The sequence below is a fragment of the Hymenobacter daeguensis genome (genome assembly GCF_054780555.1).
In genome coordinates, this window is record NZ_BAAGWC010000033.1 from 1 (window position 1) to 23,848 (window position 23,848).

Annotated in this window: 25 protein-coding genes; 7 read left to right on the top strand and 18 right to left on the bottom strand. The window is 63.1% G+C overall.

Going from position 1 to position 23,848, the window contains the following annotated elements; all coding sequences use genetic code 11:
• The 3 genes from ACYVHT_RS20900 to ACYVHT_RS20910 all read right to left on the bottom strand — a co-directional run.
• Positions 1-289, bottom strand: a 289-nt coding sequence (locus ACYVHT_RS20900; RefSeq protein ID WP_460556795.1) for a hypothetical protein, incomplete at its 3' end; no start/stop codon positions are given.
• A 380-nt stretch (positions 290-669) separates the two neighbouring features.
• Complete coding sequence (locus ACYVHT_RS20905) at positions 670-1,686, bottom strand: 2-hydroxyacid dehydrogenase (protein WP_460556799.1); 1,017 nt, start codon at positions 1,684-1,686, stop codon at positions 670-672.
• The gene (locus ACYVHT_RS20910) at positions 1,683-1,925 is read right to left on the bottom strand and encodes a hypothetical protein (protein ID WP_460556802.1); all 243 of its coding nucleotides are present in this window, start codon (positions 1,923-1,925) and stop codon (positions 1,683-1,685) included. Before ACYVHT_RS20910 ends, ACYVHT_RS20905 begins: the two co-directional genes overlap by 4 nt.
• A 285-nt stretch (positions 1,926-2,210) precedes the next feature.
• On the opposite strand from ACYVHT_RS20910, the gene ACYVHT_RS20915 reads away from it, so the two are divergent.
• Entirely contained in the window at positions 2,211-3,029 is an 819-nt protein-coding gene (locus ACYVHT_RS20915) for a universal stress protein (RefSeq protein WP_460556805.1), read from the top strand.
• A gap of 162 nt (positions 3,030-3,191) precedes the next feature.
• Entirely contained in the window at positions 3,192-4,181 is a 990-nt protein-coding gene (locus ACYVHT_RS20920; RefSeq protein WP_460556809.1) for a hypothetical protein, read from the top strand.
• 115 nt (positions 4,182-4,296) lie between these two features.
• On the opposite strand, the gene ACYVHT_RS20925 is transcribed toward ACYVHT_RS20920, so the two are convergent.
• The 3 genes from ACYVHT_RS20925 to ACYVHT_RS20935 form a co-directional block, all read right to left on the bottom strand.
• On the bottom strand, positions 4,297-4,734 hold the full coding sequence (locus tag ACYVHT_RS20925; protein WP_460556812.1) for a hypothetical protein: 438 nt from the start codon (positions 4,732-4,734) through the stop codon (positions 4,297-4,299).
• Between the two features lie 57 nt (positions 4,735-4,791).
• Positions 4,792-5,259, bottom strand: a complete 468-nt coding sequence (locus ACYVHT_RS20930; protein ID WP_460556815.1) for a hypothetical protein — start codon at positions 5,257-5,259, stop codon at positions 4,792-4,794.
• A 266-nt stretch (positions 5,260-5,525) separates the two neighbouring features.
• Positions 5,526-6,029 (bottom strand): DUF4112 domain-containing protein, encoded by a 504-nt coding sequence (locus ACYVHT_RS20935; protein ID WP_460556818.1) that lies wholly within the window; start codon positions 6,027-6,029, stop codon positions 5,526-5,528.
• Between the two features lie 136 nt (positions 6,030-6,165).
• Here ACYVHT_RS20935 and ACYVHT_RS20940 point away from each other — a divergent pair, with 136 nt between their 5' ends.
• The gene (locus ACYVHT_RS20940; RefSeq protein WP_460556821.1) at positions 6,166-6,654 is read left to right on the top strand and encodes a hypothetical protein; all 489 of its coding nucleotides are present in this window, start codon (positions 6,166-6,168) and stop codon (positions 6,652-6,654) included.
• A gap of 78 nt (positions 6,655-6,732) precedes the next feature.
• Here ACYVHT_RS20940 and ACYVHT_RS20945 read toward each other — a convergent pair whose 3' ends face one another.
• Complete coding sequence (locus tag ACYVHT_RS20945) at positions 6,733-7,710, bottom strand: ADP-ribosylglycohydrolase family protein (protein ID WP_460556824.1); 978 nt, start codon at positions 7,708-7,710, stop codon at positions 6,733-6,735.
• 46 nt (positions 7,711-7,756) lie between these two features.
• On the opposite strand from ACYVHT_RS20945, the gene ACYVHT_RS20950 reads away from it, so the two are divergent.
• Entirely contained in the window at positions 7,757-8,761 is a 1,005-nt protein-coding gene (locus ACYVHT_RS20950; protein WP_460556827.1) for a hypothetical protein, read from the top strand.
• A 16-nt stretch (positions 8,762-8,777) separates the two neighbouring features.
• On the opposite strand, the gene ACYVHT_RS20955 is transcribed toward ACYVHT_RS20950, so the two are convergent.
• The 4 genes from ACYVHT_RS20955 to ACYVHT_RS20970 all read right to left on the bottom strand — a co-directional run bounded on the left by ACYVHT_RS20955 (position 8,778) and on the right by ACYVHT_RS20970 (position 12,450).
• Entirely contained in the window at positions 8,778-9,320 is a 543-nt protein-coding gene (locus ACYVHT_RS20955) for a GbsR/MarR family transcriptional regulator (RefSeq protein ID WP_460556830.1), read from the bottom strand.
• Positions 9,321-9,523: 203 nt separating this feature from the next.
• On the bottom strand, positions 9,524-10,456 hold the full coding sequence (locus tag ACYVHT_RS20960; protein WP_460556833.1) for an epimerase: 933 nt from the start codon (positions 10,454-10,456) through the stop codon (positions 9,524-9,526).
• Positions 10,457-10,569: 113 nt separating this feature from the next.
• On the bottom strand, positions 10,570-11,658 hold the full coding sequence (locus tag ACYVHT_RS20965) for a DNA polymerase beta superfamily protein (RefSeq protein WP_460556836.1): 1,089 nt from the start codon (positions 11,656-11,658) through the stop codon (positions 10,570-10,572).
• A gap of 21 nt (positions 11,659-11,679) precedes the next feature.
• The gene (locus ACYVHT_RS20970) at positions 11,680-12,450 is read right to left on the bottom strand and encodes a nucleotidyltransferase domain-containing protein (protein ID WP_460556839.1); all 771 of its coding nucleotides are present in this window, start codon (positions 12,448-12,450) and stop codon (positions 11,680-11,682) included.
• A 99-nt stretch (positions 12,451-12,549) separates the two neighbouring features.
• Between ACYVHT_RS20970 and ACYVHT_RS20975 the strand changes: the two genes are divergently transcribed.
• Positions 12,550-13,131, top strand: a complete 582-nt coding sequence (locus ACYVHT_RS20975) for a TMEM175 family protein (RefSeq protein WP_460556842.1) — start codon at positions 12,550-12,552, stop codon at positions 13,129-13,131.
• A gap of 96 nt (positions 13,132-13,227) precedes the next feature.
• Here the strand turns inward: ACYVHT_RS20975 and ACYVHT_RS20980 are convergent, their stop codons facing one another.
• Complete coding sequence (locus tag ACYVHT_RS20980; protein WP_460556844.1) at positions 13,228-13,806, bottom strand: transposase; 579 nt, start codon at positions 13,804-13,806, stop codon at positions 13,228-13,230.
• Between the two features lie 137 nt (positions 13,807-13,943).
• On the bottom strand, positions 13,944-16,718 hold the full coding sequence (locus ACYVHT_RS20985; protein ID WP_460556848.1) for a polynucleotide kinase-phosphatase: 2,775 nt from the start codon (positions 16,716-16,718) through the stop codon (positions 13,944-13,946).
• Positions 16,719-16,745: 27 nt separating this feature from the next.
• Here ACYVHT_RS20985 and ACYVHT_RS20990 point away from each other — a divergent pair, with 27 nt between their 5' ends.
• A complete protein-coding gene (locus tag ACYVHT_RS20990) occupies positions 16,746-17,450 on the top strand; it encodes a hypothetical protein (RefSeq protein ID WP_460556851.1) in 705 nt (234 codons plus the stop codon).
• On the opposite strand, the gene ACYVHT_RS20995 is transcribed toward ACYVHT_RS20990, so the two are convergent.
• Positions 17,369-18,844 carry a 3' terminal RNA ribose 2'-O-methyltransferase Hen1 gene (locus ACYVHT_RS20995; protein ID WP_460556854.1) on the bottom strand — a complete coding sequence of 492 codons (1,476 nt, stop codon included), beginning with the start codon at positions 18,842-18,844 and terminating at the stop codon, positions 17,369-17,371. The two genes, ACYVHT_RS20990 and ACYVHT_RS20995, sit on opposite strands and share 82 nt — an antisense overlap.
• A gap of 141 nt (positions 18,845-18,985) precedes the next feature.
• Between ACYVHT_RS20995 and ACYVHT_RS21000 the strand changes: the two genes are divergently transcribed.
• Positions 18,986-19,618, top strand: a complete 633-nt coding sequence (locus ACYVHT_RS21000; RefSeq protein ID WP_460556857.1) for a hypothetical protein — start codon at positions 18,986-18,988, stop codon at positions 19,616-19,618.
• Between the two features lie 86 nt (positions 19,619-19,704).
• Here ACYVHT_RS21000 and ACYVHT_RS21005 read toward each other — a convergent pair whose 3' ends face one another.
• From ACYVHT_RS21005 to ACYVHT_RS21020, 4 genes are all read right to left on the bottom strand, one after another.
• The gene (locus tag ACYVHT_RS21005; protein WP_460556860.1) at positions 19,705-21,177 is read right to left on the bottom strand and encodes a glycoside hydrolase family protein; all 1,473 of its coding nucleotides are present in this window, start codon (positions 21,175-21,177) and stop codon (positions 19,705-19,707) included.
• A gap of 133 nt (positions 21,178-21,310) precedes the next feature.
• Positions 21,311-22,402 carry a glycosyltransferase family protein gene (locus tag ACYVHT_RS21010; protein ID WP_460556863.1) on the bottom strand — a complete coding sequence of 364 codons (1,092 nt, stop codon included), beginning with the start codon at positions 22,400-22,402 and terminating at the stop codon, positions 21,311-21,313.
• Between the two features lie 170 nt (positions 22,403-22,572).
• Positions 22,573-23,484, bottom strand: coding sequence for a UDP-2,3-diacylglucosamine diphosphatase (locus ACYVHT_RS21015; protein WP_460556865.1), 912 nt, complete (start codon positions 23,482-23,484; stop codon positions 22,573-22,575).
• Positions 23,481-23,714 carry a hypothetical protein gene (locus tag ACYVHT_RS21020; RefSeq protein WP_460556868.1) on the bottom strand — a complete coding sequence of 78 codons (234 nt, stop codon included), beginning with the start codon at positions 23,712-23,714 and terminating at the stop codon, positions 23,481-23,483. Before ACYVHT_RS21020 ends, ACYVHT_RS21015 begins: the two co-directional genes overlap by 4 nt.
• Positions 23,715-23,848 lie beyond the last annotated feature (134 nt).

Sequence of the window (23,848 nt, forward strand, 5' to 3'; positions counted from 1 at the left end):
TGAGGCCGGCGGCGGGCGTGAGGCCGGCGGCGGGCGTAGTCCAGGCGGGTGCACAGGCCGGGCGGTAGAAGGCGCTCACTTCGGGGCCGGCGCGCAGGCTCCGCCGGGCATCAACGCCCCGGGCGCGGGCAGCTGCGGTGTCGAGCAGGGCGCAAATCAGCGCCGCGACCGGTTCGGCGGGCGCAGGCCGGGCTGCCGCTCCCGGGGCTGCCGCTACGCCCGCCCTGCCCGAATTGTCGGTAGTGGCCGCGCACCGGGGCAGGGCTAGCGTCAGGCTTCCACCAATCAACCAACAACGGAGAGCTACCCGCATGGCCGGGACGCTGCGAAAACTTCAGCCTTGGAAAAACCGGGCCGCGCCAGGGTAAGCATGGTGCCGCGGGCGCCGGCGGGCGGCCCCCCATCGGCGCGTTTGCACCAGGGCCGCGGGCAGCCGGCCAACGCCGACATTCGGCCCGGGCCGCCCCGGGCAGCGGCACAATGCTCCGCAGCGGGCGAAGTGCGGGCCAGCGGCAGCCGGCATTCGCAGCCGGGGATGGCCCGCAAACGGGGCCGGGCGGCGGCCGTGGTGAGCCCCGGCGCTGCCTGAACAGGCGGCCACGCCACGGGCAGTGCCCGGCAAGCCGGAGGAAGTGGAGCTGTTGCAGGCATGGCGTTGCTGAAAAAAACTCAGATAGCTGGCTGCTCTGGTGCGGCGGCCCCCGCTTCGTGCGGCGCGGGCTGGCCCAAACTCCAGGCCGTAAGGCTGGCCAGGGTGGCCTCGGCAATGTTGGTGAGGGCCTCGCGGGTGAGGTAGGCCTGATGGCCGGTGAGCAGCACGTTGGGGAAGGTGAGCAGGCGGGCAAACGTGTCGTCGAGCAGCAGCTCCTGGCGGTGGTCGGCGAAGAAGAGGGCTTGCTCCTTCTCGTACACATCGAGCCCCAGAAAGCCCAGCTGGCCGGTTTTGAGGGCGCGCAGCGCGGCCTCGGTATCGAGCACGCCGCCCCGGCCGGTGTTGATGAGCATCACGCCGCGCTTCATGCGGTGGAGCAGGTCATCGTTGATGAGGTGATGGGTTTCGGCACTGAGGGGCGTGTGTACCGACAGGATGTCGGCCTGCGCGCACGCCTCCGCCAGCGACACATAGCGCAGGCCGCAGGGGCCGGTCAGGGCCGGGTTGGGCTGCGCATCCACGCCCAGCAGCCGGCAGCCAAAGCCGTGGAGGATGCGCGCCACCACCGCGCCAATGCGCCCCACGCCCAGGATGCCCACCGTCTTGCCGTGCAGGTCGAAGCCCACCAGGTGGTCGAGGCGGAAGTCGTTGGCCCGCAGCTGCTGGTCGGCCTGGCGCAGGTGGCGGCACAGGGCCAGCATCAGGGCCACGGCGTGCTCGGCAATGGCGTAGGGCGAATACTCGGGCACGCTGGCCACGCGCAGGCCCAGCTGCCGCGCGGCCACCAGGTCCACGTTATCGGTGCCGGCGGCGCGCACGGCCAGGTAGCGCACGCCCAGGTCCCAGAGCTGGCCCAGCACCGCAGCCGGGGCCTCATCCCGGGTAAAGATGCTGACGGCCCGGGCCCCCTGCGCCAGGTGCGCGGTGTCGGCGCTCAGCGGGGTATCGAGCAGCGTGAGCCGATGGCGGGCCTGGTTGGCGCGCTGCAAAAAGCCGCGCTCAAACTCCTGAACACTGAAGACAGTTGCGTTCATCGGGAAAATCGCAAAGCATTCCGGGCACAGCCCGCAAACAGGACCGGGAGCTCCGGCCCGCTTTTTTTCATCAGCCAGCGCCCCACTGAAACATCGAAGCCCTCACGCATGACCACGTTTTGGTGGGGCTCGGTTTCGCCCTGGTCCACGTTCATCACGCTCACATCCGCGATAACCAGCTCATCGACGGGGGGTGAGGCGGCGGCCCGATGGCCCGTCAGGCGGAGGGCCAGAAGCATGCCCCAAAAAGCGTAGGATTTCATTACCGGCTGGGTTTAAGATTGACAAGCAGAAAAGCAGCCGCGCGCCGGGCCGCAACCAGGCCGCCGGCTCCGGGGCGTGCGGCCCCGGGAGCGTGCTGGTTGCCCGGCCTTGCCGCGGCGGTGAATGACCCATGCAAGGTTGGGCCGAAACCCGTTGGCGGCACCTGACGAGAATCAGGTAAACGGTTGATTATGCGCAGGCGGCTCCGGCCCGGGCGCCTGGTTATTTGCGGCCGGATTCACCCTCAATCTGGCCAGCCCATGGAAGCCTCCCTGCTCATCCTCACCGATTTTTTTCAGGCGGCCAACAAGGCGCTGGATTATGCCACCAACCTGGCCCGGCCGCTCCACGCGCGCCTGGTGCTGCTCCACGTCCGGCGCGATTCCGTGCTCGACCCCGAGATGCTCACCGGCACCCTCTCCAACCTGAGCCAGGAGGCCATTGACGTGGCCCTGAACAGCGTGGCCCACAGCCTGCCCGTGCCGGTAATCGCCGAAGTGGGCCACGGCCGGGTGGCGTTTGCCGCGGCCGATGCCATCTGCCGGCACCACCCGCTGCTGGTGGTGCTGGGCCGCCCCGACTACGCCGGCACCCCCGACGGGCTGGTGCAAACCACCGCGGTCGATTTGCTGCGCACGGCCCCCTACCCGATGCTGGTAGTGCCCCACGGCATCGGCTCCACCACCCCGCCCCGGCGCATCCTGCTGGCTGTCGATGGGCAGCCCTTCACCCTGGGCGGGCACGCCGGTGATGCCCGCCGGCTTTTAGCGGCGCTGGGGGCCAGCATCACGGTGTTTCACGCCGTGCCCGATGCCAGCCCCGATGAGCTGGCGCCGCAGGTGCTCGATTCGGTCACGCGCACCGGCCTGCTCGTTGGCCTGCCGCCGGTGCGGTCGCACACGGTGGTCCGGGCCCACGCGGCCCCGGCCATTCTGGAAGCCGCGCAGCCGGCCCACTACGACCTGGTGGTGCTCATTGCGCGTCACCGCAGCTTTATGGGCAATCTGTTTCACCGCAGCATCACGGCCCAGGTAATGGTAGCGAGCAAGGTGCCGGTGCTGGTGCTGCCGGCGCAATAGCCGCAGGCCCGCCCCGGCCGGGCTCAACGCGCTGCCGCGGGGCGGGCAAACGCTCATTCTGCGGCGGCCAGCTGCGATGGCCGCGAACTGGGCGGCGCGTGCTTAACTTGCCGGGGGTGAATCCTTCACCGTCACTTTCAATCCCTTCCATTTTCCCAATTTATGAGATTACCCCTACTCCTGTTTCTGGCCCTGCCGCTGTCGGCCGCGGCCCAAATGAATGGCTCCAGCTTTGGCAACTCCCAGTTTCAGGCATCGCAGCGGCAGGCCCAGATGTCCAACAATTTTCAGCGCCAGACCATGGAGCGGTCCATGTCGCGCATGAACTCCGCTTCTTCCAGCGCCCAGCGGGTGCAGTGGACCGCGCAGCGGGAAAAGCAGGTGGCCAAGCAGCACGAGAACGAGCAGAAAGCCACCGATGCCCTCGCCCGCCTCGCCCACCGGCAGGACAGCCTGCGGCTGGCGCATCCGGCCCCCAATGCCATTCAGACCGCAGCCCGCAAGAAGGCCGACGAGCAGGCCCTGGCCCAGCTGACGGTGAAAAACTACCGCGACGTGTTTCTGCCCGGCCAGGTGATGGCCGCCGAGGAAGCGCGCTCGCTGCCGGAAAAAGGGCTGCAGGACTGGCAGAACATCAGCAAGGAGCTGCTGGACAACGCCTGGTGGAGCAAGCAGGACCCCGCGCAGCTGCTGGCCAAAGTAGCGGCCTACCGCGCCACGCTCACCACGCTCACCACCACCCTGCTGGGCTTCGACCCGGCCACGGCTCCGAAGGCCGAGCGCATGCCCTCGACGGCCGCCCTGGATGCCATGCGCGCCAAAGGCGCCTTCGACCCGCAGGTGGCCACGCAGTACCTGCAGGAGGCGGCGCGGGTTGAGAAGCTGGGAGCCAGCGCGAAGCTGGTGAGTGCCCTCAATGACTTCAACCACGACGTGGCCGAGGCGGCGGCCCGCCCCGAGATGCAGCAAAACCCGCAGAAGCTGCGCAATACCGTGAAATCCGGCCTGAACGACCTCAACAAGGGCATGGCCCACTACGAGATGCAGATGGCCCAGTCGCAGGTGCTCAGCTACGCGCAGGGCACCATCGAGAAGTGCGCCACCGCATTCCTGCCCAAAGCCGATAAAAACGCCAGGAAGCGCGCCAGCTAACGCCCCCCGGCGGCCCGCACGACGCCTGCTGGGCGCGGCGGCCGGCGCTGCATCAGCCAACCTGCTCAACTGTATTTGAGCGGGTTGGCTGATTTTTTTTGGTACTGCCTGCGCCTTACCGGGTGGCGAGGCCGGCACTTTCGCGGCGCCCCTGCTCCACGCTAACCTGCTGCAGGTGCGGCCGGCCCACCACGGCCCCCACCCCAATGGTGCAGCGCACATAATACTCGCGGCCGGGCTGCACCGTCAGCACGATTTCCTCGCGGGACTCGGTTTTGGCCCAGAGCGTCACCGGGCCTGGCACGCGGCGGCGAACTTCGCCCTGGCTGCCGTTGCGGGCCCGGTAGCCCACGGAATCGCCCACGTGCACATCGTAGCCAATCATAAAGCCGGCCATCTTGCCCGGCCGGTAGAAGTGCAGCAGGGCGTAGGGCGTGCCGGCCGGTAGGGCCGCCGACGAGTTGTCCTGGGTGAGGGGGAGTAGCCGGGGGCTGCATGCCGCCAGGCCGGCCGTGCCACACGCGGCCAGCAGCAAAGTATGGAAATAACGCATGCGGCAAAGCTAGCCCCATCGGCTTGGCCGGGCAGCGGAGCTTGTGCGGCCGGGCGTTCACAGGCCGCCGGAGGGCTGCGGCCGCGCGGCGGGGACCGGGGCGGGCAGCAGCAGCGCGGCCACCAGCTCGGCCTGCGCCAGAATGCCCTGCCAGTCGGCATTGGTGGCCAGCAAATCGTCGGAATCGGGCTCTTCAAAGGCGTTGAGCAGCTGTTGCAGCCGTTGCAGCTGCTGCTCAACCGGCTCAGCAAGGCCGGCTTGCTGCCAGGCCCGTGACGAGATGAAGGCGCTGAAATAGCTTTTGCCGTACAGCTCGCGCATGGCGTGCTGAAAGCTGCGGCCCGGCTGCTCGGCCGGGGCCGAACCGCCCACGTGCCTTAGCCCCTGCAGGGCGAGGCATACCTGCTGCTGCCACAAATAAAAATCGGCCGTGTTATCCAGCCGCGGGCGCGGGCCTTCATAATAAGCAGGGGTGGCAGCGGGCAGTTCAGGCGCAATGATAGAGGGCAGGCGAACAGTTGTCATAGGTAGTAGAGAGCGTAATCACGGCAAATCAACGGAGCTGATACTCCGACAGATTCCCCGGGCCGCCGCCGTTCGACTAATCAACCTATTTCCGGGACGAGGGCTGTTTTCCCACCGCTGAAAGTGCCGGCTTCGGCGGGCAGACAAGCGGCCGGCCCCGTTGCGCGGCCGGCCCTGTGCGTTTCGGCGTGCTCATCCCTGCCCAGCCCGGGCTTCGGAACCGAAACCAGCTTCACAGGGCCGGAAACAGGGACACCGGAACGGGGCTACCGCTGGGCATCGAGATAATGCCAGGCCCATTGCAGCAGCAGCACGCTGCCCCAGGCCACCAGGCCAAACACGACCGCAAACCCCAGCAGCAGCAGCGCCACCAGCCCTTTGCCGCTGCCCTGGTGGCGGCCTTCGGCATAGTGGCGGCGCAGCAGGGCCACGTTGCGCTCGTTGCTTTTGTAGGCGAAGTCGAACACGTTGCCGAGAATTGGAATGGCTCCGACCACGGTATCAATCAGGATGTTGAGCGCCATGCGCACCACCACGGCCCCGCTGGCTCCGTGGCGCAGCATGGTGAGCAGCAGCGCTACCGAAACGGCTGTGCTGGACAGGTCGCCCACCACGGGCAGCAGGCCCAGCAGCGGGTCGAGCCCGAAGCGGAAGCGGGTGCCGGGCAGCCGGAACTGGCTGTCCATGAGGCGAGCAACGCGCTCTACCCAGCGCAGGCGCGCATCGGCATCGAAGGGAATGGGTACGGCCGAACGGTTTGGAGCAGGCATGGGCGGGCAAATTGGCGTGACGCGTCCTTATACGCACGAGCACGGGTGGCCGGGCGCATCGAAAACACCCCGCCGAAAAACAGACCGGTTTCGCGCCGCTCTCGTATGTATGGCTTAACCTCAACAGTTTTCACTCATGCGCTACGCCTTTCTCCCCCTGCCTTTGGCCCTCTTTCTGCTGGGCTGCGCCAGCACCGAGCAACCCGTTGTGGAACAACCTTCCGTAACGGCCACGCCCCCCATCAACCGCGCCTTCGATGTGCCGGCCCTGCTGGGCATGAACGCCGACCAGATTGCGCGGCCCTTGGTCAGCCAGTCCATTCGCCCCGACCACGACCAGACCCCACGCCAGGCCGCCAATGGCGCTACCGAGGCGCTCTACACGTACTGGCGCGATACCACCGCCCTGGAAGTCAGCTACGACCCGGCTACGCTCAAGGTGAACAGCTACTTCATCAAAACCAAAAGCGGCCATACCGCCGACTACACTTCGCTGCTGAAACTGGCCAACGTGAGCAAATACGACAAGCGCCTGAGCATCGAGCCCATTGCTGCGGCCGACAACCCCAATATGTACACCGGCGTGAAGCTGACCCCCGCCGAAATGTCGGCCTCGGCGCAATAGCCCCAGCCGTGCATCACCAAGGTGAAACCGGTACTGCAAAAAGCCTGGAAACAAGCTTTTTGCAGTACCGGTTTTTAATTATGCCCCGGCCAGCCGGCGGGCCAGGTCCTCAACATCAGTCCGGCGGGCCAGCACCGCCAGCCACTCGGCCGGAATGCCCGCTTCGCCGTAAGCCAGGCCCGCCAGGCCGCCGGCCACAGCCCCGGTGGTATCGGTGTCGTCGCCCAGGTTCACGGCAGCCAGCACGGTGGCGGCGTAAGTATCGTGCGTTAGCAGGCACCACAGGGCGGCTTCGAGGGTATGGACGACGTACCCAGTTGATGAAACTGCTGTTTCCGGCTGGTTTACTATTTCACCGGAAAGCACCCACCAACGGTAATGTTTATCTTCAACCACTGCTGGAATACTGCCTCTCTCCAGCCAAGGGTTGGCTAGCTCGCGCATCCGGTCACAGGCTTCGGCTGGCGAAAGCCCCATTAATAACCCATTGGCCACCAGCAAATAAAGAAAGCAGCCCAGGGTGGAGCGCGGGTGCCCATGCGTGACGCTGGCCACGGCTTCCGTGAGCGCCCAGGCGGCATCCAAATCCAGTTTTTCAGCCCGCCAGATTTCATGAAACGCCAGCGGCAAAATGCGCATCAGGGCCCCGTTGCCGTTGTCAAATTCGGAGCGCGGCCCGGCAGCGGTTGGGCTGGTACCGCGTTGCAGGCGGTCAATGGCCACGCGGGTAGCGTTGCCCACATCGAAGGTTTCGCCGTGTGCCGTCCAATAGGAATTATACAGCCAGTTGATGCTGCGGCGGGCAAAATCAGCCAAATCGGGCGGGCCGCTCAGGCCGCCGGGCTGCGCCAGAGTTTCGGCCAGGCAAAAGGTGAGCGAGGAGTCGTCGGACCAGGTGCCGGCGGGCTGGTGGTGTGTGCCATAGGCGCGCATCCCGGTCACGGGGTCTTGCTTACGCGCGGCACGGGGCTGAAACTCAACGGGTACGCCCAGGGCATCGCCCACGGCCAGGCCCAGCAAAGCAGCCCGGGCAGCAGTAGAAAGAGAAGTTTGCATGGGTGCAAGGTAGTAGATTTGCCGACTACCCAAACCTCAGTAATCGATGAGAATTTTCGTTCTGGTGCGCAGCCTCCTGACCATATTACTGGCTGGCAGCGGCCTTGTTTCTTTTGCACAGGAAATTGCCGGCAGCAAGCTCGACAACCGGCAGTCCATTCTGAACGGCCGGGCATTTGCCAATTTCCCAACTGCCGCCGAAAACAGCGCCCGCCCCACCGATATTATGTCGGCCGACCACAACATCAACCTGGAAACCCGCATACTGCTCGATATTCAAAAAATGCGGCTGGTATTTTTTGCCCAGGAATTATATGCGCTGGGCGACAAGAAATCCATCACGCAATTTGTGGCCGAAGACAGCAAAAAATCGGGCGCAAAAACCACCGTCGTGGCGGACAACGGAAATTTATTTTCCATTCTGTCAACACCCGCCGCATTCGATTCGACCCGGGATGCCATTCTGGTGAACAGCCTGTTGGTAAAGACTTCAGACAACACGGTTTTCAGAATAGCAGCCTATATAAATCCTGCCGCATACGCCAGCCGGGCCGAATTCATCAAGTTAACGGCCCGCGTTTTCGAAACGATAACGGCGGGCACCCGGCAAAACAACCGCGCAGCGCACACCGAAATACTTCCTGTTTCAAACACGAAAAAGAAGCTGAAAATATTCCTGCCGGCCAACTACACGGTCACCACCGACCAGAAATACGATTTCCAGGTTTTCGTGTTTCACCACTACCAGCCCATCGGCGATGAGCAGCGGGAAAATCTCACCATTTATGCCGGCAGTCACCCGTCTTATTTTTTCAGAAACTTCCACTTCGAGCGCGACGAAGCGCAGCTGGTGAAAGGCACGTTTCTGGGCAAGCCCATTAACTGGCTGCATTTCACCAACTTCAATAATCACCTGTACATCAAGGAGCAGCAGGTGCCCAGCGACAATATTGCCGCCGGACTAATTCTGCATGTCGGGATGCTGGGCAGCAGCGAAAGCGTGCTGGATGAGCTGACTAAAATTGCTGCTGCAATTGAATTAGTCAACTAAATTCCCAGCTCAGACATCACATAAACAGCTTGAAGAATTTATCCCAGAACCAGCTTTTTTCAGCCTGCATGAGCCGGTTCAGCAATTTATCCGAGACGTTGGCTAATTGCTGAATATCCGTTAGCGCCGAGTGGAAGGCGCGGTATTCGGCATCGGCGGAATCGCCGGGCAGGGCGGCCAGCTGGTCGAGGCTACGCTTCATCTGGTCCAACTCGCGGCGCTTGCGAGCCCGAATGATGCAGCGCGTTACCTGCAGCATGTCTTTTTCGGCCACGAAATATTCGCGCCGCTCGCCAGGACGTAGCTCTTTGTAAATCAAGCCCCAATCGAGCAGCTCGCGCACCGTCATGCTGGCGTTGCCGCGCGATATTTTCAGCTGTTCCATCAGGTCTTCGGTGCTCAACGCCGCCGGACTCACCAGCAGCAGGGCGTGTACCTGGGCCAGGGTTTTGCTCACTCCCCAGCTGGCCCCGGACACGCCCCAGGTATGAATGAACTGCGCCCTGGCCTCGGCCAGGGAAGGCGCAGGGGTAGTCGGACCAGAATTTTCGGAAGGCATACGATTATTGTCTACTAAACAGCCAAATGAAATAAGCAATATGGGGAATCAACGGCAGGAATCCCCTGACCAATTTCGACTCCACATCGAGCTTTGAGAACCATACCACCAGACTTCCGCCCCAAGCCAGGGGCAGGAAAAATAAACCAGCAAATGGCGTAAAGATTAGCAGACTGCCAATCCAGCACAAAGCAGTTCCCAGTTTAATTATTCGCATCGACTGTATTCAATAATTGCTTCATGCTTTCTGCGCAGTTCGGATAACTGAATTGAAAACCTGCATCAAGTAGCCGCTGCGGATATACTTTGCGGCTTTTGAGAATTAATTCGGTTTCGGTGCGCAGGAAAAACGCGCCGATTTCCAACAGCCACTTCGGCTGCGGCAGGGGCAGCAGTGGCCGCAGCTGCCGGCACAGCAAGCCATTGAATTCCTGGTTAGGCAGCGGGTTGGGGGCGCACACGTTGAAAGCGCCGGCTTCTGCCGTCTGCGTGGCCAGAAATTCCACGGCCCGACAGAAATCCGTAATGTGCAGCCAGCTCACCCATTGCCGGCCGCTGCCCTGTGGCGTGCACAGGCCCAGCCGGGCCAGCTTCGCCATCACCGGAAATGCGCCGCCATCACGCCCCAGCACAATTGAGGTGCGCAGGGCCACCTTGCGCGTAGCTGGTGCCGGGCACGCCGCAAAAGCCGCTTCCCACGCCCGGGCCACCTCCACCGAAAAGCCCGAGCCAATAAGCCCGGCGGCTTCGGTATTGGCAGGTTTATCGCCCCGAGTGTCGGCATAAATTGTGGCCGTGGATGAATTGAGCCAGACTTTTGGCGGAACAGTACAGGCCGCTACGGCCGCTCCCAGCACCCGTGTGCTCGCTACCCGGCTGGCAATAATCTCTCGCTTGTTGGTTTTGTTGTAGCGGCAGTCCACGGTCCGGCCGGCCATGTTCACCAATATGGCCGCGCCCTCCAACTCGGCCGCCCAGGGCCCCACCGTGCGCGCATCCCAACCAGCAGCATCGGGGCCAGCCGCGAGGTGCCGGCCAATGATAACCACCCGGTACCCCAGGGCCGTGAAGTATTCCCGCAGATGCTTCCCCAGAAATCCATTGCCCCCGGCAATAACCATTTTAGGCTTTTCCATGCGTTCCGGCCTTGTTTGAGTTGTCATGCCCCGGACCATTCCGGGCTGTGCTCATTAGACGGAACAAAAGTATCACAAGTTTCAATAATTATTGAAACTTGTGATACCTCATTTCATTGGGCTTCCCGCGCAGCAGCGTAGAATGCCTGCCGCACCCTCCGCAACAATTGCTCCGCGCTTGCCTTATCCGGCGCAGCAGGGAGGGTCGAGTCGGCGAATGCCGCTTCTACGCGCTCCACCAATTTTTCGGCTTCGGCGACTAACTCTTCGTAATCGAACTCGCCCCGCCGAATTTGCAGCAGGAATTCCCGGTTGGAACGGCGCACGTTTAATTCGCCGTCGATGGCAATTTCTTCGGCCATTTGCAGCAGCCGAAATACGTGCAGCATATTTTTGGCGTCGTAATTCTTGCCGTGCTGCACGGTATTTTGATACCGCTCGGCGTTGCGCTTTTCCACCCATTCCCAATACTCCCGAAATACCCGGCAATAGGTGCTGTAGCCGTTGCGGTTGAAGGATAAATACGCCACCGGCTCCTCCCCTTTCGGCACGGCCGACAGCTGCACGTCCTGCGAAGTTTCGGCGTCGCGCACCAGGCCCCGGTAATGGTGCTTGCGCTCCGGCGTGGCATCAACAAACAGCGCGTATAAATCGGTGAGGTGCGGCACGTTGGCCAAGCCGCACTGCGCGGCTTCGCAGCCCCTGCGCGCCAGCCAGGCGGCTACCGGCTGGGCCCCCGCGCCCACCGTCACGTAGCAGAAATCCAGCACCGATTTGCGGGCCGGTGGCTCGGGATGATTAATTTTCTTATTTAATCCTTTGGCTTTGCGAATCTGGGCCACGGCGTATTCGGCGAAGCTTTGGCGACACAGTTTCGAGAGAAAATCAGCGGCCTGAAACTGCTCAAATAGCGGGTGTCTGTAAATTACGCAGTCGGCCGGCGTACCCAATAGCTCAAGTACCGTGGGGTTATTTTTCAGCAATAATTCAACAAACCGACGCAGCTCGTAAAATACCTCGTCGTTGGTTTCATTGGCCACCTGTGGCACGTAATCAAGCCCCAAAAACTGGTCTTCGGGCAAAATAAATACACCTTTCAGGTCGGTATCGGAATGCGGCAGGCTGGTGCCATAGGCGCGGCTGCCGCTGATGGCTTCAAAAAGAATCAGGTTGTGGCGGCGCAGGTCGGCAATGGTCATCATGGGGCAGGGTTGGGGCGGCGCTTATTGCGCCAAGGCTTCGCTAATCAGGGCCTGAAATACCGCATCCAGCTCGCTGGCTACGCTGCCGGGCCGCAGCACGGCCAGCGTTTCGCGCGCGGCCTGGCCTGCCGCCAGCTCCGCCCGCAGAAACCCGCCCAGGCCAGCCGGATTCGGCACCAGGGTTTTCTCGTTGGCGGTGGCCTTGCGAGCCAGCAGTTCATCTACAGCACCTTGCAAATCAGCAGGCAACTGTTGCCGCAACGGCGCAAATTCCATGGGCGGCGGCGTGGGCCGCTCCCGAATCCAGCGGGCGGCCAGGGCCGAGCGCAGGGCGTAGAACAAGCGTTTCAGGCGGATTTCCTCGCCCGTCAGGTCGTCTTCCACGCCGTGGCGGAGCTGGCCCAGGTAGTGGTGCAGGCCGGCTTTACGGTTGAAGGCGGCGGGCATGAGCGCCGCCAGCCGCGTCCGGAAGTCCAGCACCTCGTGGTACACAATGGGCGACTGCAGCCACTCAAAAAGTGCGGCATTGGAGGCGCGCAACAGCCGCAGGGCCTTGCGCAGCTCCCAGCCGGCGAGGTCCAGCTCATCGTCGATGGGGAAATTAAGCGTGTCGCGGCCTTCGTCCAGGGTCAGGTACCAGGCCGGTGGGTGGCAGTAGATAAACCGGACGTCATAATCGGAATCGGGCGAGGGAAAACCCCAGGCGCGACTGCCCGACTCGCAGGCGTAGAGAATGCGGATGCCGTGGGTGGCTTCGAGTTGGGCCAGGGCAGTGGAAATACGGGTTTGCATGGAAGCGGGCGGGCAGTGTGGAAACCACGAAAGTAGCGGGAGCCGCAGCCCCGCGCTACTTTAGCGCCTCACTCCCCGGCGGCCCGCCGCCCATTGCTCATGCACAAAGGACGACTCGAAGCTTTCAGCGATGGCGTGCTGGCCATCATTCTCACCATCATGGTGCTGGAAATTAAGGTGCCGCACGGCGCCGATTTCGCGGCCCTGCGCCCGCTGCTGCCCGTGGTGCTCAGCTACGTGCTGAGCTTTATCTACATCGGCATCTACTGGAACAACCACCACATGATGCTGGCCAGCACCAGCCGGGTATCGGGCGGGGTGCTCTGGGCCAATCTGCACCTGCTGTTCTGGCTGTCGCTGGTGCCCTTCGCCACGGGCTGGATGGGCGAAAACCACTTCGCCCCCGCCACGCTGGCCATCTACGGCCTGACGCTGCTGATGTCGGGGGTGGCCTATTTTGTGCTTCAGAACTGCATTATTGCCATCGAAGGGCCGCATTCGGCGCTGTCCCGCGCCATCGGGCGCGACCTGAAGGGCAAGGCCTCGCCCGTGCTCTACGTGGCGGGCATCGCGGCCAGCTTCTGGCAGCCCTGGGTGGCGGGCGGCATCTACGTGGCCGTGGCGCTGATGTGGCTCATCCCCGACCGGCGCATCGAGCGCACGCTGGTGGAACGATTGTAGAGATGCGACACTTCGCGTCTCGGCGTATGCACCGCGTGGTCGTGCACCATTTACAGTTCAACGCCGAGACGCGAAGTGTCGCGTCTCTACAACCGTTCAGCGGTAGAGGCCTTCGCCGTTATCATGTTCGGATTCCCATCGGGTGGGATTGGTGATAATATAGTGCTGGATTCGTTCCAATTCGTTTTGATTACGAATAATTCTCTCGTGAAAGCGAGCCTGCCACTGGAATTCTATTTCCCGATGACGCGCAAAAGTTGTCACCGCTGATTTGAATCCACGTAGTACTGACGCCAAATTCCGCGACTGCGGCCCAAACTTATTTTCATAGCCTTGTAGAGAAGCGACACTTCGCGTCTCCTCGTCCATATCGTTGGTATTTTTATTAAATATCAATACTCCATGCAGGTGGTCAGGCATGATAATAAACGCATCCAGCTGCACAAACGACGCGAAATGCGGAATGGCCGCCCAGCACTCGGCCGCCTGCTTTCCAGTTTCAGTTGGTTGCAAAAATGCAGTGTTCCAGTCACCATTCGGCACTTCAATGTTGCCGAAATACGGTTGGCGATTTTGGGTGCAGATGGTGACGAAATACATTCCATCTTGCCCGTAATCGTAGCCGGGCAGACGGGTAGAAGGAATCCGGTATTTATTCTGGTAGAGCTCCGGCATTGAAGGATGTAGAGACGCGACACTTCGCGTCTCAGCGCGTGAACGACAAGTTGATAGCAACAAATTAATTCCCCGAAGGCAAATCTGCACCGGTCGTTCAACGAGAAGACGCGAAGTGTCGCGTCTCTACAATCGTTCTATAATCTCGGGTCCACCGCTTCGCTTTCCAGCGCTAGCACGCCGAAGACGCACTGGTGCACGCGGCGCAGGGGCTGGCCGGCCACGAATCGTTCGAGGCCCTCGACGCCGAGGGCGAACTCGCGCAGGGCGAGGTTGCGCTTGGCTTTCACGTTGCGCTGGCGGAGGCGGTCGAGGTGGCCGGGCAGCAGGTAGTCGGGGCCGTAGATGATGCGCAGGTACTCGCGGCCGCGGCACTTGAGGGCGGGCTGGAGCAGGCCGCCTTTGCCCTGGGGCACGAAGTCGTAGGGCTTCACCACCATGCCTTCGCCCCCGGCGGCGGTGAGGTCGGTCCACCACTGGATGGCGGCTTCGACTTCGGCTGGGTTGGTGAGGGGGACGACGCGGTAGGGCGTGGCGCGGAGCAAGCCAGGGTCGGCCAGGGCGAGGGCGCGCAGGGTTTCCATGTGCCAGGCGTGGTCGCGGTCGAAATAGGTGCGGCCTTCGGTGGCTAATAAATGGAAGGGGGCCAGCTTGAGGTCGTCGAGGGAGTGCACGGGCCAGCAGTAGCGGCGGTAGGCGTCGGCGTAGTGGGTGGCGGCCTGGTGGCGTGCTGTTGTGCGGGCCAGCAGGGCTTCGGCGCCGTCGAGCTGGCGGGCAGCGGCTTCGGTGAGGGCGGCTTCGACCTGGGGCAGGGCGGCGAGGGCGGCGGCAGCCACGGCGGCGTACTGGGTTTTGACCAACTCCTGGGCTTTGGCCGACCAGGGCAGCAGCTCGGCATCGAGGCAGACCCAGTCGGTGTCGAATTTCTCCCAGAAACCGGCCGTGCTCAGGGCGTCGCGCAGGCGGGCGAGGAAGGCGGTTTCGAGGGCGGCGTCAGTGAAGAAGTTGCGGCCGGTGCGGGTGTAGACCTTGCCAATGCCCTCGCCCACGAGGCCGAGGCGGCGCTGGATGGCGGCTTCGTCGCGGCCCAGCACCACCACCACGCGGCTGCCCATGTGCTTTTCCTCGCACACCAAGCGCTCCACGCCGAGGCGCTTGTAGTAGTCGAAGGCTTCGGCGGGGTGTTCGAGCAGGTCGGGCAGGGCCGAGGTTTCGGTGGGCGACATGGTGGGCGGCAGGTACAGCAGCCACTTGGGGTGCAGGGCGAAGCGCGACATCACCTCCAGGGCGGCCACGGCGTTGTCTTCGCGGATGGTGACGCCGCGCATCAGCCGGGTTTCGATGAACTGCTTGCCGGTGACGTCGCAGATGTCGAGCAGGTCGTCGTTTTCGTGCTGGGCGGACTGTAGCGCGGACTCTGTAGTCCGCGAGTCTGCGAGTTGTTCTGACTCGCGGACTACAGAGTCCGCGCTACTTGTCGTGCTACGGCTGCGGTAGTTGAGCGGCCGGGCCGGTTCGCAGTAAACTTGCGCGGCGGGCACGGCCACGAGCTCGCGCTCGGGGTAGCGCAAGGCCGTGAGGCGGCCGCCGAACACGCAGCCGGTGTCGAGGTCGATGGTGTTGTTGAGCCATTCGGCCTCGGGCACGGGGGTGTGGCCGAAGGCGACCATGGCGCGGCCCCGGTACTCGCGGGCCCACTCGTAGCGCACGGGCAGGCCGAATTCATCAATCTCGCCGGTGCTTTCGCCAAACAGCGCGAAGGCCCGCACGGCCCCCGAGCCGCGCCCCTGCATCTCCTCGGTGAGGCCGGCGTGGGCCACGACCAGCTTGCCGCCGTCGAGCACGTAGTGGCTCACCAGGCCGTCGAGGAAGCGCCGCACTTCGCTTTTGAAGGCTTCGGGCTCGGGTTTGAGCTGGGCCAGGGTTTCGGCCAGGCCGTGGTTGATGGTGACGTTTTTGCCGTTGAGGTGGCGCAGGAGCTTGATGTCGTGGTTGCCGGGCACGCAGAGGGCACTGCCGTCGCGCACCATGCTCATTACCAGGCGCAGCACTTGCGGGGAAGCCGGGCCGCGGTCCACGAGGTCGCCGAGGAAGATGGCCTTGCGGCGCGGCCCCGTGACCTCCCCCCCCGGCCCCCTCTCCTGCGGAGAGGGGGAGCCGAACGATTCCGTTTCGCTTGCGTCTGGCTCCCCTCTCCGCGGGAGAGGGGCCGGGGGTGAGGTGAACGGGGCGGTTACCCGCACGCCCAAATCCCGCACGTCCGTAATCGGCTCTTCCGTAATCTGATACCCCAGCTTCTCCAGCAGCGCGCGCAGCTCCTCGTAGCAGCCGTGCACGTCGCCGATGATGTCGAAGGGGCCGGTTTCCTCCTGGCGGTTGTTGTAGAGGCGGTCGCGGGTGATGGACTGGATGGCGTCGATTTCGCCCACGTTGCGCAGGTGGTGGATGTGCCGGAAACCTTCCTGTTTGAGGTTGCGCAGGCTGCGGCGCAGCTGCTGGCGGTGGCTGGCGATGACGTGCCGGCCCAGGTGGCGGCGGTCGGGACGCTGGGCGTTGCGCTCCTGGGCCACGGCGTCGGGCACGTCGAGCACGATGGCCACGGGCAGCACGTGGTATTGGCGGGCCAGGGCCACCAGGGGCTTGCGGCCTTCCTCCTGCACGTTGGTGGCATCGACCACGGTGAGCAGCCCGCGCTTCAGGCGCTTGGCCACCAGGTAGTGCAGCAGCTCAAAGGCATCTTTGCTGGCCGATTGGTCGTTTTCATCGTCGGCCACCAGGCCCCGGCAGGCATCGGAGGACACGATTTCCGTGGGCTTGAACAAGCGCCGCGCAAACGTGGACTTGCCCGCGCCCGTGCTGCCGATGAGGAGGATAAGGGAGAGTTCGGGGACCTTGAGGGTATCTTGGGGCATTGGAAAGGGTATTTCAGGCAACATCATGTGAAAATTCACATGGCTTGTCATCTTGGCAATATGAAAAATTTGGCAACTGCTTTCTTTTGGGTATGTATCGGTTTCACATCCTGTAGAACTCAACTATCTGTACGAAAACCATCTATTCAAGCGGCTAAAACAAAGAATCAGACACTAATTGGAGTAAAAGGGCCTAATTTCAAAGGGACTATCTTTACTAAGAAATACCCATTCCAACTTTTGTTTGTGCCAGGTATTGATTCAATTGAAATATTCACTCCTTCATTGGAAGAGGTGGAGATTGCAGAGAATTTGTTGCGTCAACAATTAAAGACGATAAATAAACTTCGGACAAACCAGCAGGCTGCCAATCCAGTCTTGCATAGGAATTTGCCTAAGTATTTCAGGCAATACGTTGGCTTTACTGATAATAATGGTGACAGAATAATTCATATCAACTTCCACTGGAATAGATATAATATTATTGACAGAATAAACAATTATATCTACTTCAATGACAGTAGAATTGATTATGAATCTGATTATTCAGCCCCTATGCATGGCGGCAGCTACTATTGGCACGTAAATGCCAATCTAACCAAGCATGTGTTGACTGATTTGGTCGTTAATGGAATTGATATAGCTTCAACTCAATCTACTACAAACACCGCCATCTGCGAGGGCGCGCCCACGCCTTCCACCTCCTCCCCCATCCCCACCAAGCGCACCTGATACCCGTGCCGCTCCGCCACTGCCGTGGCCCAGGCAGCGAATTCGTTGCGGGACCATTCGAAGCGGTGGTCGTCGTGGCGGAATTCGCCGGCGTTTAGCTTTTCGAAAAGTTGGTTGTAATCGGCGTTGGGGGTGGTGACGAAGACGTGCGCCGGGCGGGCCTGGCCAAACACCACGGCTTCGAGGGCGGCGAGGCGGTTGGGGTCGAGGTGCTCGATGACTTCGACCAGGGCCGCCGCGTCGAAACCGGCGAGGCGGTCGTCGCGGTAGAGCAGCGAGCCCTGGATGAGGTCGATGCGGGTGCGCTGGCGCGGGGGCATCTCGTCGAGGTGCAGGCGCTGGGCGGCGCGGACTAGCGCCTGGTGCGACACGTCCATGCCGAGGATGTACTCGATTTTGGGCTGGCGCAGGAGCAGGCGTAGCAGCTTGCCTTCGCCGCAGCCCAGGTCGAGCACGCGCTTGGGGGCCAGCTGGTAGATTTCGTGGGCCACTTGCTGCAGGCGCTGGTCGTGGAGGGAAGTTTTGGGCTGTAGCGTGGACTCTGCGAGTCCGCGCATCGTATCGTTTGGTTCTGCCGCTTGCGGCGGCGCAGTTTCTACAGAGCTGCTTTCTACCTCATCCATGCGCGGACTCGCAGAGTCCACGCTACTGACCTCTTCCCCTTCCAGCAGCCGTTCCAGCGTGGGGTTCACGTACGCCGCTAGATAGCGCAGGTAGCGGCGCGTGATGAAGCCGCACTCCGGATGCTGGGGCAGCCAGTCGCCGCCGCGGTGCAGCAGTTTCTCCGCTTCGTGCTCGCCGATGTAGTAGTGCTTGTCGTTATCGAGCACCGGGAGCAGGACGTAGAGGTGCGTCAGCACGTCTTGCAGGCGCAGGCCGGCGTGGCGCAGGTGCAGGGTGTAGTAGCGGCTGTCGCCCCACTCGGGCTGGGTGGGGTCGAGCGGGGTGGTTTCGGTTTCGACCTCGTAGCCCAGCGGCGCGAAGAGGCGGCGCGGCCAGTCGGGGCCGGGCGCGGAGACTACGGCTACTTTGAGGGCTAGCGGCAGGGTCTGGGCGGGCAGGTCGGGCTTGTCTTTGCAGGTGCCATTCATAGCCGTGCCGAAGGCTTTGCTCAGGGCCGCGCTCAGGAAGGACGAGGCCACGTAGGGCCGGTCATTCACGTACTGCTCCAGGGCGAAGCCTTCGCCGGATGCGCCGCCCCGGCCGCGCACGAGGCCGATGGGGTCGAGGTCGAGCAGCAGGGCGGCGGTGCAGCGCTCGGCGGTGGCTTCGGGGTAGAAGATGTGGGCCTGGCCGCCGGCTACTTCGAGGCTTTGCAGACGCGCCGGGTTCTTGTGCAGCAGGTAGCCCAGGTCGGTGGCGGGCTGGTAGGTGGTGGAGATGGTGAGGAGCATAAGCGCGGCGCGGAAATTCAGGAGGCCGAAGGTAGCACGGCCTCAGTCTGTGCGGGGCAAGGTTGAGGGCTGCGAAGTAGGTTTGCAGTCTGCAAAGCCGTCGTTCGGCATGCTTCCCTCCTCTTACCCGCGCTGTTTTTCGTGTCCGACACAATCCCTCCCGCATCGCCGACCGGCCCGTCCCTCAACGATTTCGCCAGCTTTTACCTCTATGGCCTCACCAACCATCCTTACCAGCAATCGGCTGATTTAGCGAAGTTTGGCGAGCTGTATAACCTTGTCATCGGCAACCACGGCGGCCTGGGCATCGCCAGTTCGTTCCATCCCTACCAACTGGTGAATCAGGCGGGCCTCACGGTGTGGTACGCAGCCTACGCGCAATTCTACGCCCAGCCCAACCGGCTGGAGTTATTTGCCGAAATGACCGTTGAAAAGGCTTCTTTCGTGACGGTGCCGCCGGCCTCGTTTGCCGAGTTTCACCTCTGGCCCGATACCCGGCTGACCACCGACGAGAATCCGATTTTCGGCCGTTTTATCCCGTTTGTCATCCCCTTCCTGGTGCGCAAAGACCCGGAATTGTTGCGCTGGGATGCGGAATTCGCCGCTGCTGAGGGCGACAACAGCCGCCTTCGCCCCTACCTCGATGCGGTGAATGCGGCCATCAAATTTGTGCAGCCCGCGCCGGCTTTCGTGCTGGGTTTCGGCGAGTTCGATGAGCAGCAGCCGGAACAGCTGGTGGAGAAGTTTGTGAACTGCCGCGACCTGCTGCTGTAGAGACGCGACACGTCGCGTCTCGCCGTTGAATGCGTCCCGTCAGTATGACGTGAATGCCGGGACGCATTCAACGACGCGACGCGTCTCTACAGCCCATTCCGCATCGTTCCGGCGCGGATGGCTGCATCTGCAGTACCGACCACGGCCGCGCCGCCCAGAAACCTCCGGTACCAGCGCCCCGAATCCTTCAGAATGCGTTCCTGGGTTTCGTAATCGACGTGAATGAGGCCGAAGCGCGGGCCGTAGCCCTCGGCCCATTCGAAGTTATCGGTGAGGCTCCAGGCAAAGTAGCCGGCCACGTCCACGCCTTCGTGCCGGGCGCGCAGCACCTGGCCGATGGCGGCTTGCAGGAAAGCCCGGCGCGCAGAGTCGTGCACGCGGCCATTCACGGCCGCATCCGGAAACGCTGCGCCACTTTCCGTCACAATCAGCTTTGGCGCATTTGGATAAGCGCCGTACTGTTTCAACATGTGGTAAATCGACTCGGGGAATACCTCCCAGCCCATGTCGGTGTAGGGCACGCTGCGCTGCCTGGCGGGCACCAGCGCGGCCCACTGCAAGGGCAGCCAGGGCGAGAACTTCACCACTTCGCGGGTGTAGTTCTGGATGCCCCAGAAGTCGAAATCGAAGGCCATGCGCTGCTCGTCGCCGGGCTTTTGGTAGCGTTCCAGCAGCCAGCGCAGGCTGGGCAGTTCGGCCGTGGGGTAGCCCAGGCCGAGGGTGGGCTCCACAAAAAAGCGGTTCAGCACGGCATCGGCGCGGCGGGTGGCCGCTTCGTCGTAGCCATTGCCGGGGCGGTGCGGCGTGAGGTAGGAGCACGAAAACGTGGTGCCGATTTCGGCGGTATCGGGCAGGAGCGCGCGCAGGGCGCGGCCGCCTTCGGCCTGGGCCAGCGTGGCGTGGTGGGCCGCCGCCAGAAAGGCCCCCAGGTGCCGCCGCCCCGGCGCATGAATGCCCAGCAGGTGTCCCGCGCCCACAAACACCATGGGCTCGTTGAGCACGCACCAGTGCTGCACCCGGTCGCCGAGGCGGCGGGCCATGAGCTGGGCATACTCCGAAAACCAGCCCACGATGCTGCGGTTGGTCCAGCCGCCCCGGGCCTGCAGGGCGCTGGGCAGGTCCCAGTGGTAGAGCGTGAGCCAGGGGCGCAGGTCGCGCTCCAGGCAGGCATCTACCAGGCGGTCGTAGAAATCGAGCCCTCGCCGGTTCACGGCGCCGGTGCCTTCGGGCAGCACCCGCGCCCAGGCCGCCGAAAACCGGAAATCGGTCAGGCCCATTTTGCTGGCCAGGTCGAGGTCGGTTTCGAAGCGGTTGTAGAAGTCGGCCGCCACGCGCCCGTGCTCGTTGCGCCGGATGGCGCCCTTGCGCCGCGTAAAATCGTCCCAGATGCTCGGGCCTTTGCCCTGGTGCTGCCACGCGCCCTCGGTCTGGTAGGCGGCGGCCGAAGCGCCCCAGTGAAAATCGGGGCCGAAATCGGCCCGGGCAAAAGGCAGCGGCGCGGAGGCCGGAAAGAAGGCCGCAGGCAGTGGCTCGTCGTAGCGGGGCGGTAGTTTTATCATGCGCGGGGCGCGGGGCTTAGAAATTGAAACAGATTGGCTAACGCAGATACGGGCATTATCAACATATCAAACGTCCTGCTGAACGGAGCCGAAGCGTCGGCGCCAGCGCCGCAATATTGTACGGCTGGCTTACTTACGTGGTCGGGATGCTTCGGCGGCGCTCGGCATAACCGTGCAGGTAGCCGGCCTGGCGCGGAGGCCGGCCATTTATTCGCCCAACGCCATTGCCCGGCAATTGCTCCCGCAGCAGCGCATCCAGTACGTCGGCCGTGTGGTCGGGGTAGTCGACGGGCACGGTTTCGTCGCGGTGCAGCCACTGGTCCACTTTGTCGAGGTTCTTGTCTTTGAAGCTTTTGATGACGGGCACGCCCATCCGGGCCAGGGCCGCGGCGTTGCACTGCTGCTCGTATTGCTGCTTCATGGGCATCACCAACAGCTTTTTGCCGAGGTAGAGGGCCTCGGCGGGGGTTTCGAAGCCGGCCCCGCACAGCACGCCCGCCGAGCGGGCCAGGCTGTCGAGGAAGGCCGCGCCGCTCACCGGCCACACCCGCACGTTGCCGTACTCGGCCGGCGCGTGGCTGTGCTTGCTGAACACCTCCCAGCGCGTGCTGCGGCTGAGGTACTGCAGGCGCTCCACCAGTATTTCTTCCTCGTAGGCCGGCAGGTACACGGTATAGTGGCCCTCGTTGGTGGGGTTCAGCTCGCGCACTTGCCGGCGAATGACGGGCGTGGAAATGCCCGGCCCATACTCCTGGAAATGAAAGCCGTACTGCGCCGTGCTGGGCGCGTAGTGCCTGAGCACGGCGCGGCCGGCCGGGTCTTCCTTGTCGGGGCGCGGGGCGGCGGGGTGCAGCACGGCGCTCTGGTGGCTGAGGGCTACGCAGGGCACTTCGCGCCACTTGCAGGCCCAGCTGCTCACCGGCTCGAAGTCGCTGATGACCAGGTCGTAGCTGTCGGCCGGCAGGTGGCGCACCTCGCGCAGAAACGTGGCCGACTTGAACTGCCAGAAGGTTTTCACGAAGTTGATGCCGCCCTTCTTGCCAAACAAAAAGCCCATGCCCTGGGCCCGGTATTTCACCTCAAACGGCAGCGGCAGGTCGGCCGGTGGGCCGCTTATGAGGATGTCGAGCTGGTCGCAGCGGCTTTGCAGCAGCGGCACCACGTCGAGGGCGCGGCTCAGGTGGCCGTTGCCGGTGCCCTGGATGGCATAAAGAATTCGGGACATTGATTTATTCGCGGAATAGCCAGCCGTTCAACCTCACCCCCGGCCCCTCTCCCCAGGAGAGGGGAGCTACGGCAGCTTAGTATTCAACAAATTGGCAATTCTAAACTAAGAAATTTCGTCAGGCTCCCCTCTCCTGGGGAGAGGGGCCGGGGGTGAGGTTGAAAATGAGGTCACTTAATCTTGAACTCCGCCAGCAGCCCTTCCAGCAGCGCGGCCGGGTCGGCATCGGCCAGCTCCTCGGCGGCATCGGCGGCTTCGGTTTCGGCGGTTTGCTGCATGGCGGGGTCGTCGTTGTAGTAGTAGAGCTGCCAGCCGGTGGCATCGGCATATTCCAAGGCGGTCAGGTTCTCGACCCAGTCGCCGGAGTTCAGGTAAATCACCTCCCCTTTTTCGGTGGCCAGGGGCTTGATTTCGGGCTGGTGAATGTGGCCGCAGGCCACGTAGCGGTAGCCTTCGTCGGCGGCGATGGCGGCGGCGGTGTCCTCAAAATTGCTCACGGCGGCCACGGCGGTTTTCACCCGCTCCTTCACCAGCTTGCTCAAGGCCACGCGGGGCCGGCCGAATTTGGCCAGCGCGTAGTTCACGAAGCGGTTTATCAGAATCAGCAGGTCGTAGCCGTGGCCGCCGAGCCGGGCCAGCCAGCGCGAGTGCCGCATGGTCACGTCGAACACGTCGCCGTGAAACAGCCAGGTGCGGCCGTGCGGCAGGTCGAGCACCAGCTTGTTGTCGAGGCGGAAATTGCCCAGCTTCAGGCCGGCGAATTTGCGCAGCAGCTCGTCGTGGTTGCCGGTGAGGTAGTGGATTTTAACGCCCTTGGCGGCCAGGCCGGCCAGGTAGCGCACCACCCGCATGTGCGCTGGCGGCCAGTAGTTTTTGCTGAACTGCCAGATGTCCACGATGTCGCCGTTGAGCACCAGCACCTGCGGCCGGATGCTCTTGAGGTAGCGCAGCAGCTCGCGGGCATGGCAGCCGTAGGTGCCCAGGTGCACATCGGAGATGACGGCCACCCGCACCCGGCGCTTGCGGCGCGGCCGGGGCACTTTTCCGTCGATTTCGGGCAGGAAAATGGCTTCTATGCTCATGCCGCCGCCGCTTGCGTGAACCGGCCGCCCCGGGCGGGCCCGGTGCTGCGGCGCGGCCGGATGGCCGGCCCCGGCCGCCGCCGGCCCAGCGCCCCGCCGCCCCCGAACGCCGAGCGCAGGCTGCCCAGCGTGTGCAGCACAAACGCCACCCACAGCGCCACCTGAAACAATTCGTACACGAGCCAGCGCCCCAGGCGGCGCAGCCCCGAAATCAAGGCCGGGAAGTACATAGCAGACAAGATTAGAACCAGTGAAAATCCTGCTTTCAAAGTTCATCCGGCAATATGATGCCTTGTTTACGGGCGCATTACCCTTAAATAAACTCTGTCGCCGGTGGCGCAGTCCAATTTCCGAAGCGCGTCTT

Excerpts from the sequence above, each read along its gene's own strand:
- ACYVHT_RS20905 (WP_460556799.1), bottom strand. The coding sequence starts at position 1,686 with ATGAACGCAACTGTCTTCAGTGTTCAGGAGTTTGAGCGCGGCTTTTTG.
- ACYVHT_RS20910 (WP_460556802.1), bottom strand. The coding sequence starts at position 1,925 with ATGCTTCTGGCCCTCCGCCTGACGGGCCATCGGGCCGCCGCCTCACCC.
- ACYVHT_RS20915 (WP_460556805.1), top strand. The coding sequence starts at position 2,211 with ATGGAAGCCTCCCTGCTCATCCTCACCGATTTTTTTCAGGCGGCCAAC.
- ACYVHT_RS20920 (WP_460556809.1), top strand. The coding sequence starts at position 3,192 with ATGAGATTACCCCTACTCCTGTTTCTGGCCCTGCCGCTGTCGGCCGCG.
- ACYVHT_RS20925 (WP_460556812.1), bottom strand. The coding sequence starts at position 4,734 with ATGCGTTATTTCCATACTTTGCTGCTGGCCGCGTGTGGCACGGCCGGC.
- ACYVHT_RS20930 (WP_460556815.1), bottom strand. The coding sequence starts at position 5,259 with ATGACAACTGTTCGCCTGCCCTCTATCATTGCGCCTGAACTGCCCGCT.
- ACYVHT_RS20935 (WP_460556818.1), bottom strand. The coding sequence starts at position 6,029 with ATGCCTGCTCCAAACCGTTCGGCCGTACCCATTCCCTTCGATGCCGAT.
- ACYVHT_RS20940 (WP_460556821.1), top strand. The coding sequence starts at position 6,166 with ATGCGCTACGCCTTTCTCCCCCTGCCTTTGGCCCTCTTTCTGCTGGGC.
- ACYVHT_RS20945 (WP_460556824.1), bottom strand. The coding sequence starts at position 7,710 with ATGCAAACTTCTCTTTCTACTGCTGCCCGGGCTGCTTTGCTGGGCCTG.
- ACYVHT_RS20950 (WP_460556827.1), top strand. The coding sequence starts at position 7,757 with ATGAGAATTTTCGTTCTGGTGCGCAGCCTCCTGACCATATTACTGGCT.
- ACYVHT_RS20955 (WP_460556830.1), bottom strand. The coding sequence starts at position 9,320 with ATGCCTTCCGAAAATTCTGGTCCGACTACCCCTGCGCCTTCCCTGGCC.
- ACYVHT_RS20960 (WP_460556833.1), bottom strand. The coding sequence starts at position 10,456 with ATGGAAAAGCCTAAAATGGTTATTGCCGGGGGCAATGGATTTCTGGGG.
- ACYVHT_RS20965 (WP_460556836.1), bottom strand. The coding sequence starts at position 11,658 with ATGATGACCATTGCCGACCTGCGCCGCCACAACCTGATTCTTTTTGAA.
- ACYVHT_RS20970 (WP_460556839.1), bottom strand. The coding sequence starts at position 12,450 with ATGCAAACCCGTATTTCCACTGCCCTGGCCCAACTCGAAGCCACCCAC.
- ACYVHT_RS20975 (WP_460556842.1), top strand. The coding sequence starts at position 12,550 with ATGCACAAAGGACGACTCGAAGCTTTCAGCGATGGCGTGCTGGCCATC.
- ACYVHT_RS20980 (WP_460556844.1), bottom strand. The coding sequence starts at position 13,806 with ATGCCGGAGCTCTACCAGAATAAATACCGGATTCCTTCTACCCGTCTG.
- ACYVHT_RS20985 (WP_460556848.1), bottom strand. The coding sequence starts at position 16,718 with ATGCCCCAAGATACCCTCAAGGTCCCCGAACTCTCCCTTATCCTCCTC.
- ACYVHT_RS20995 (WP_460556854.1), bottom strand. The coding sequence starts at position 18,844 with ATGCTCCTCACCATCTCCACCACCTACCAGCCCGCCACCGACCTGGGC.
- ACYVHT_RS21005 (WP_460556860.1), bottom strand. The coding sequence starts at position 21,177 with ATGATAAAACTACCGCCCCGCTACGACGAGCCACTGCCTGCGGCCTTC.
- ACYVHT_RS21010 (WP_460556863.1), bottom strand. The coding sequence starts at position 22,402 with ATGTCCCGAATTCTTTATGCCATCCAGGGCACCGGCAACGGCCACCTG.
- ACYVHT_RS21015 (WP_460556865.1), bottom strand. The coding sequence starts at position 23,484 with ATGAGCATAGAAGCCATTTTCCTGCCCGAAATCGACGGAAAAGTGCCC.
- ACYVHT_RS21020 (WP_460556868.1), bottom strand. The coding sequence starts at position 23,714 with ATGTACTTCCCGGCCTTGATTTCGGGGCTGCGCCGCCTGGGGCGCTGG.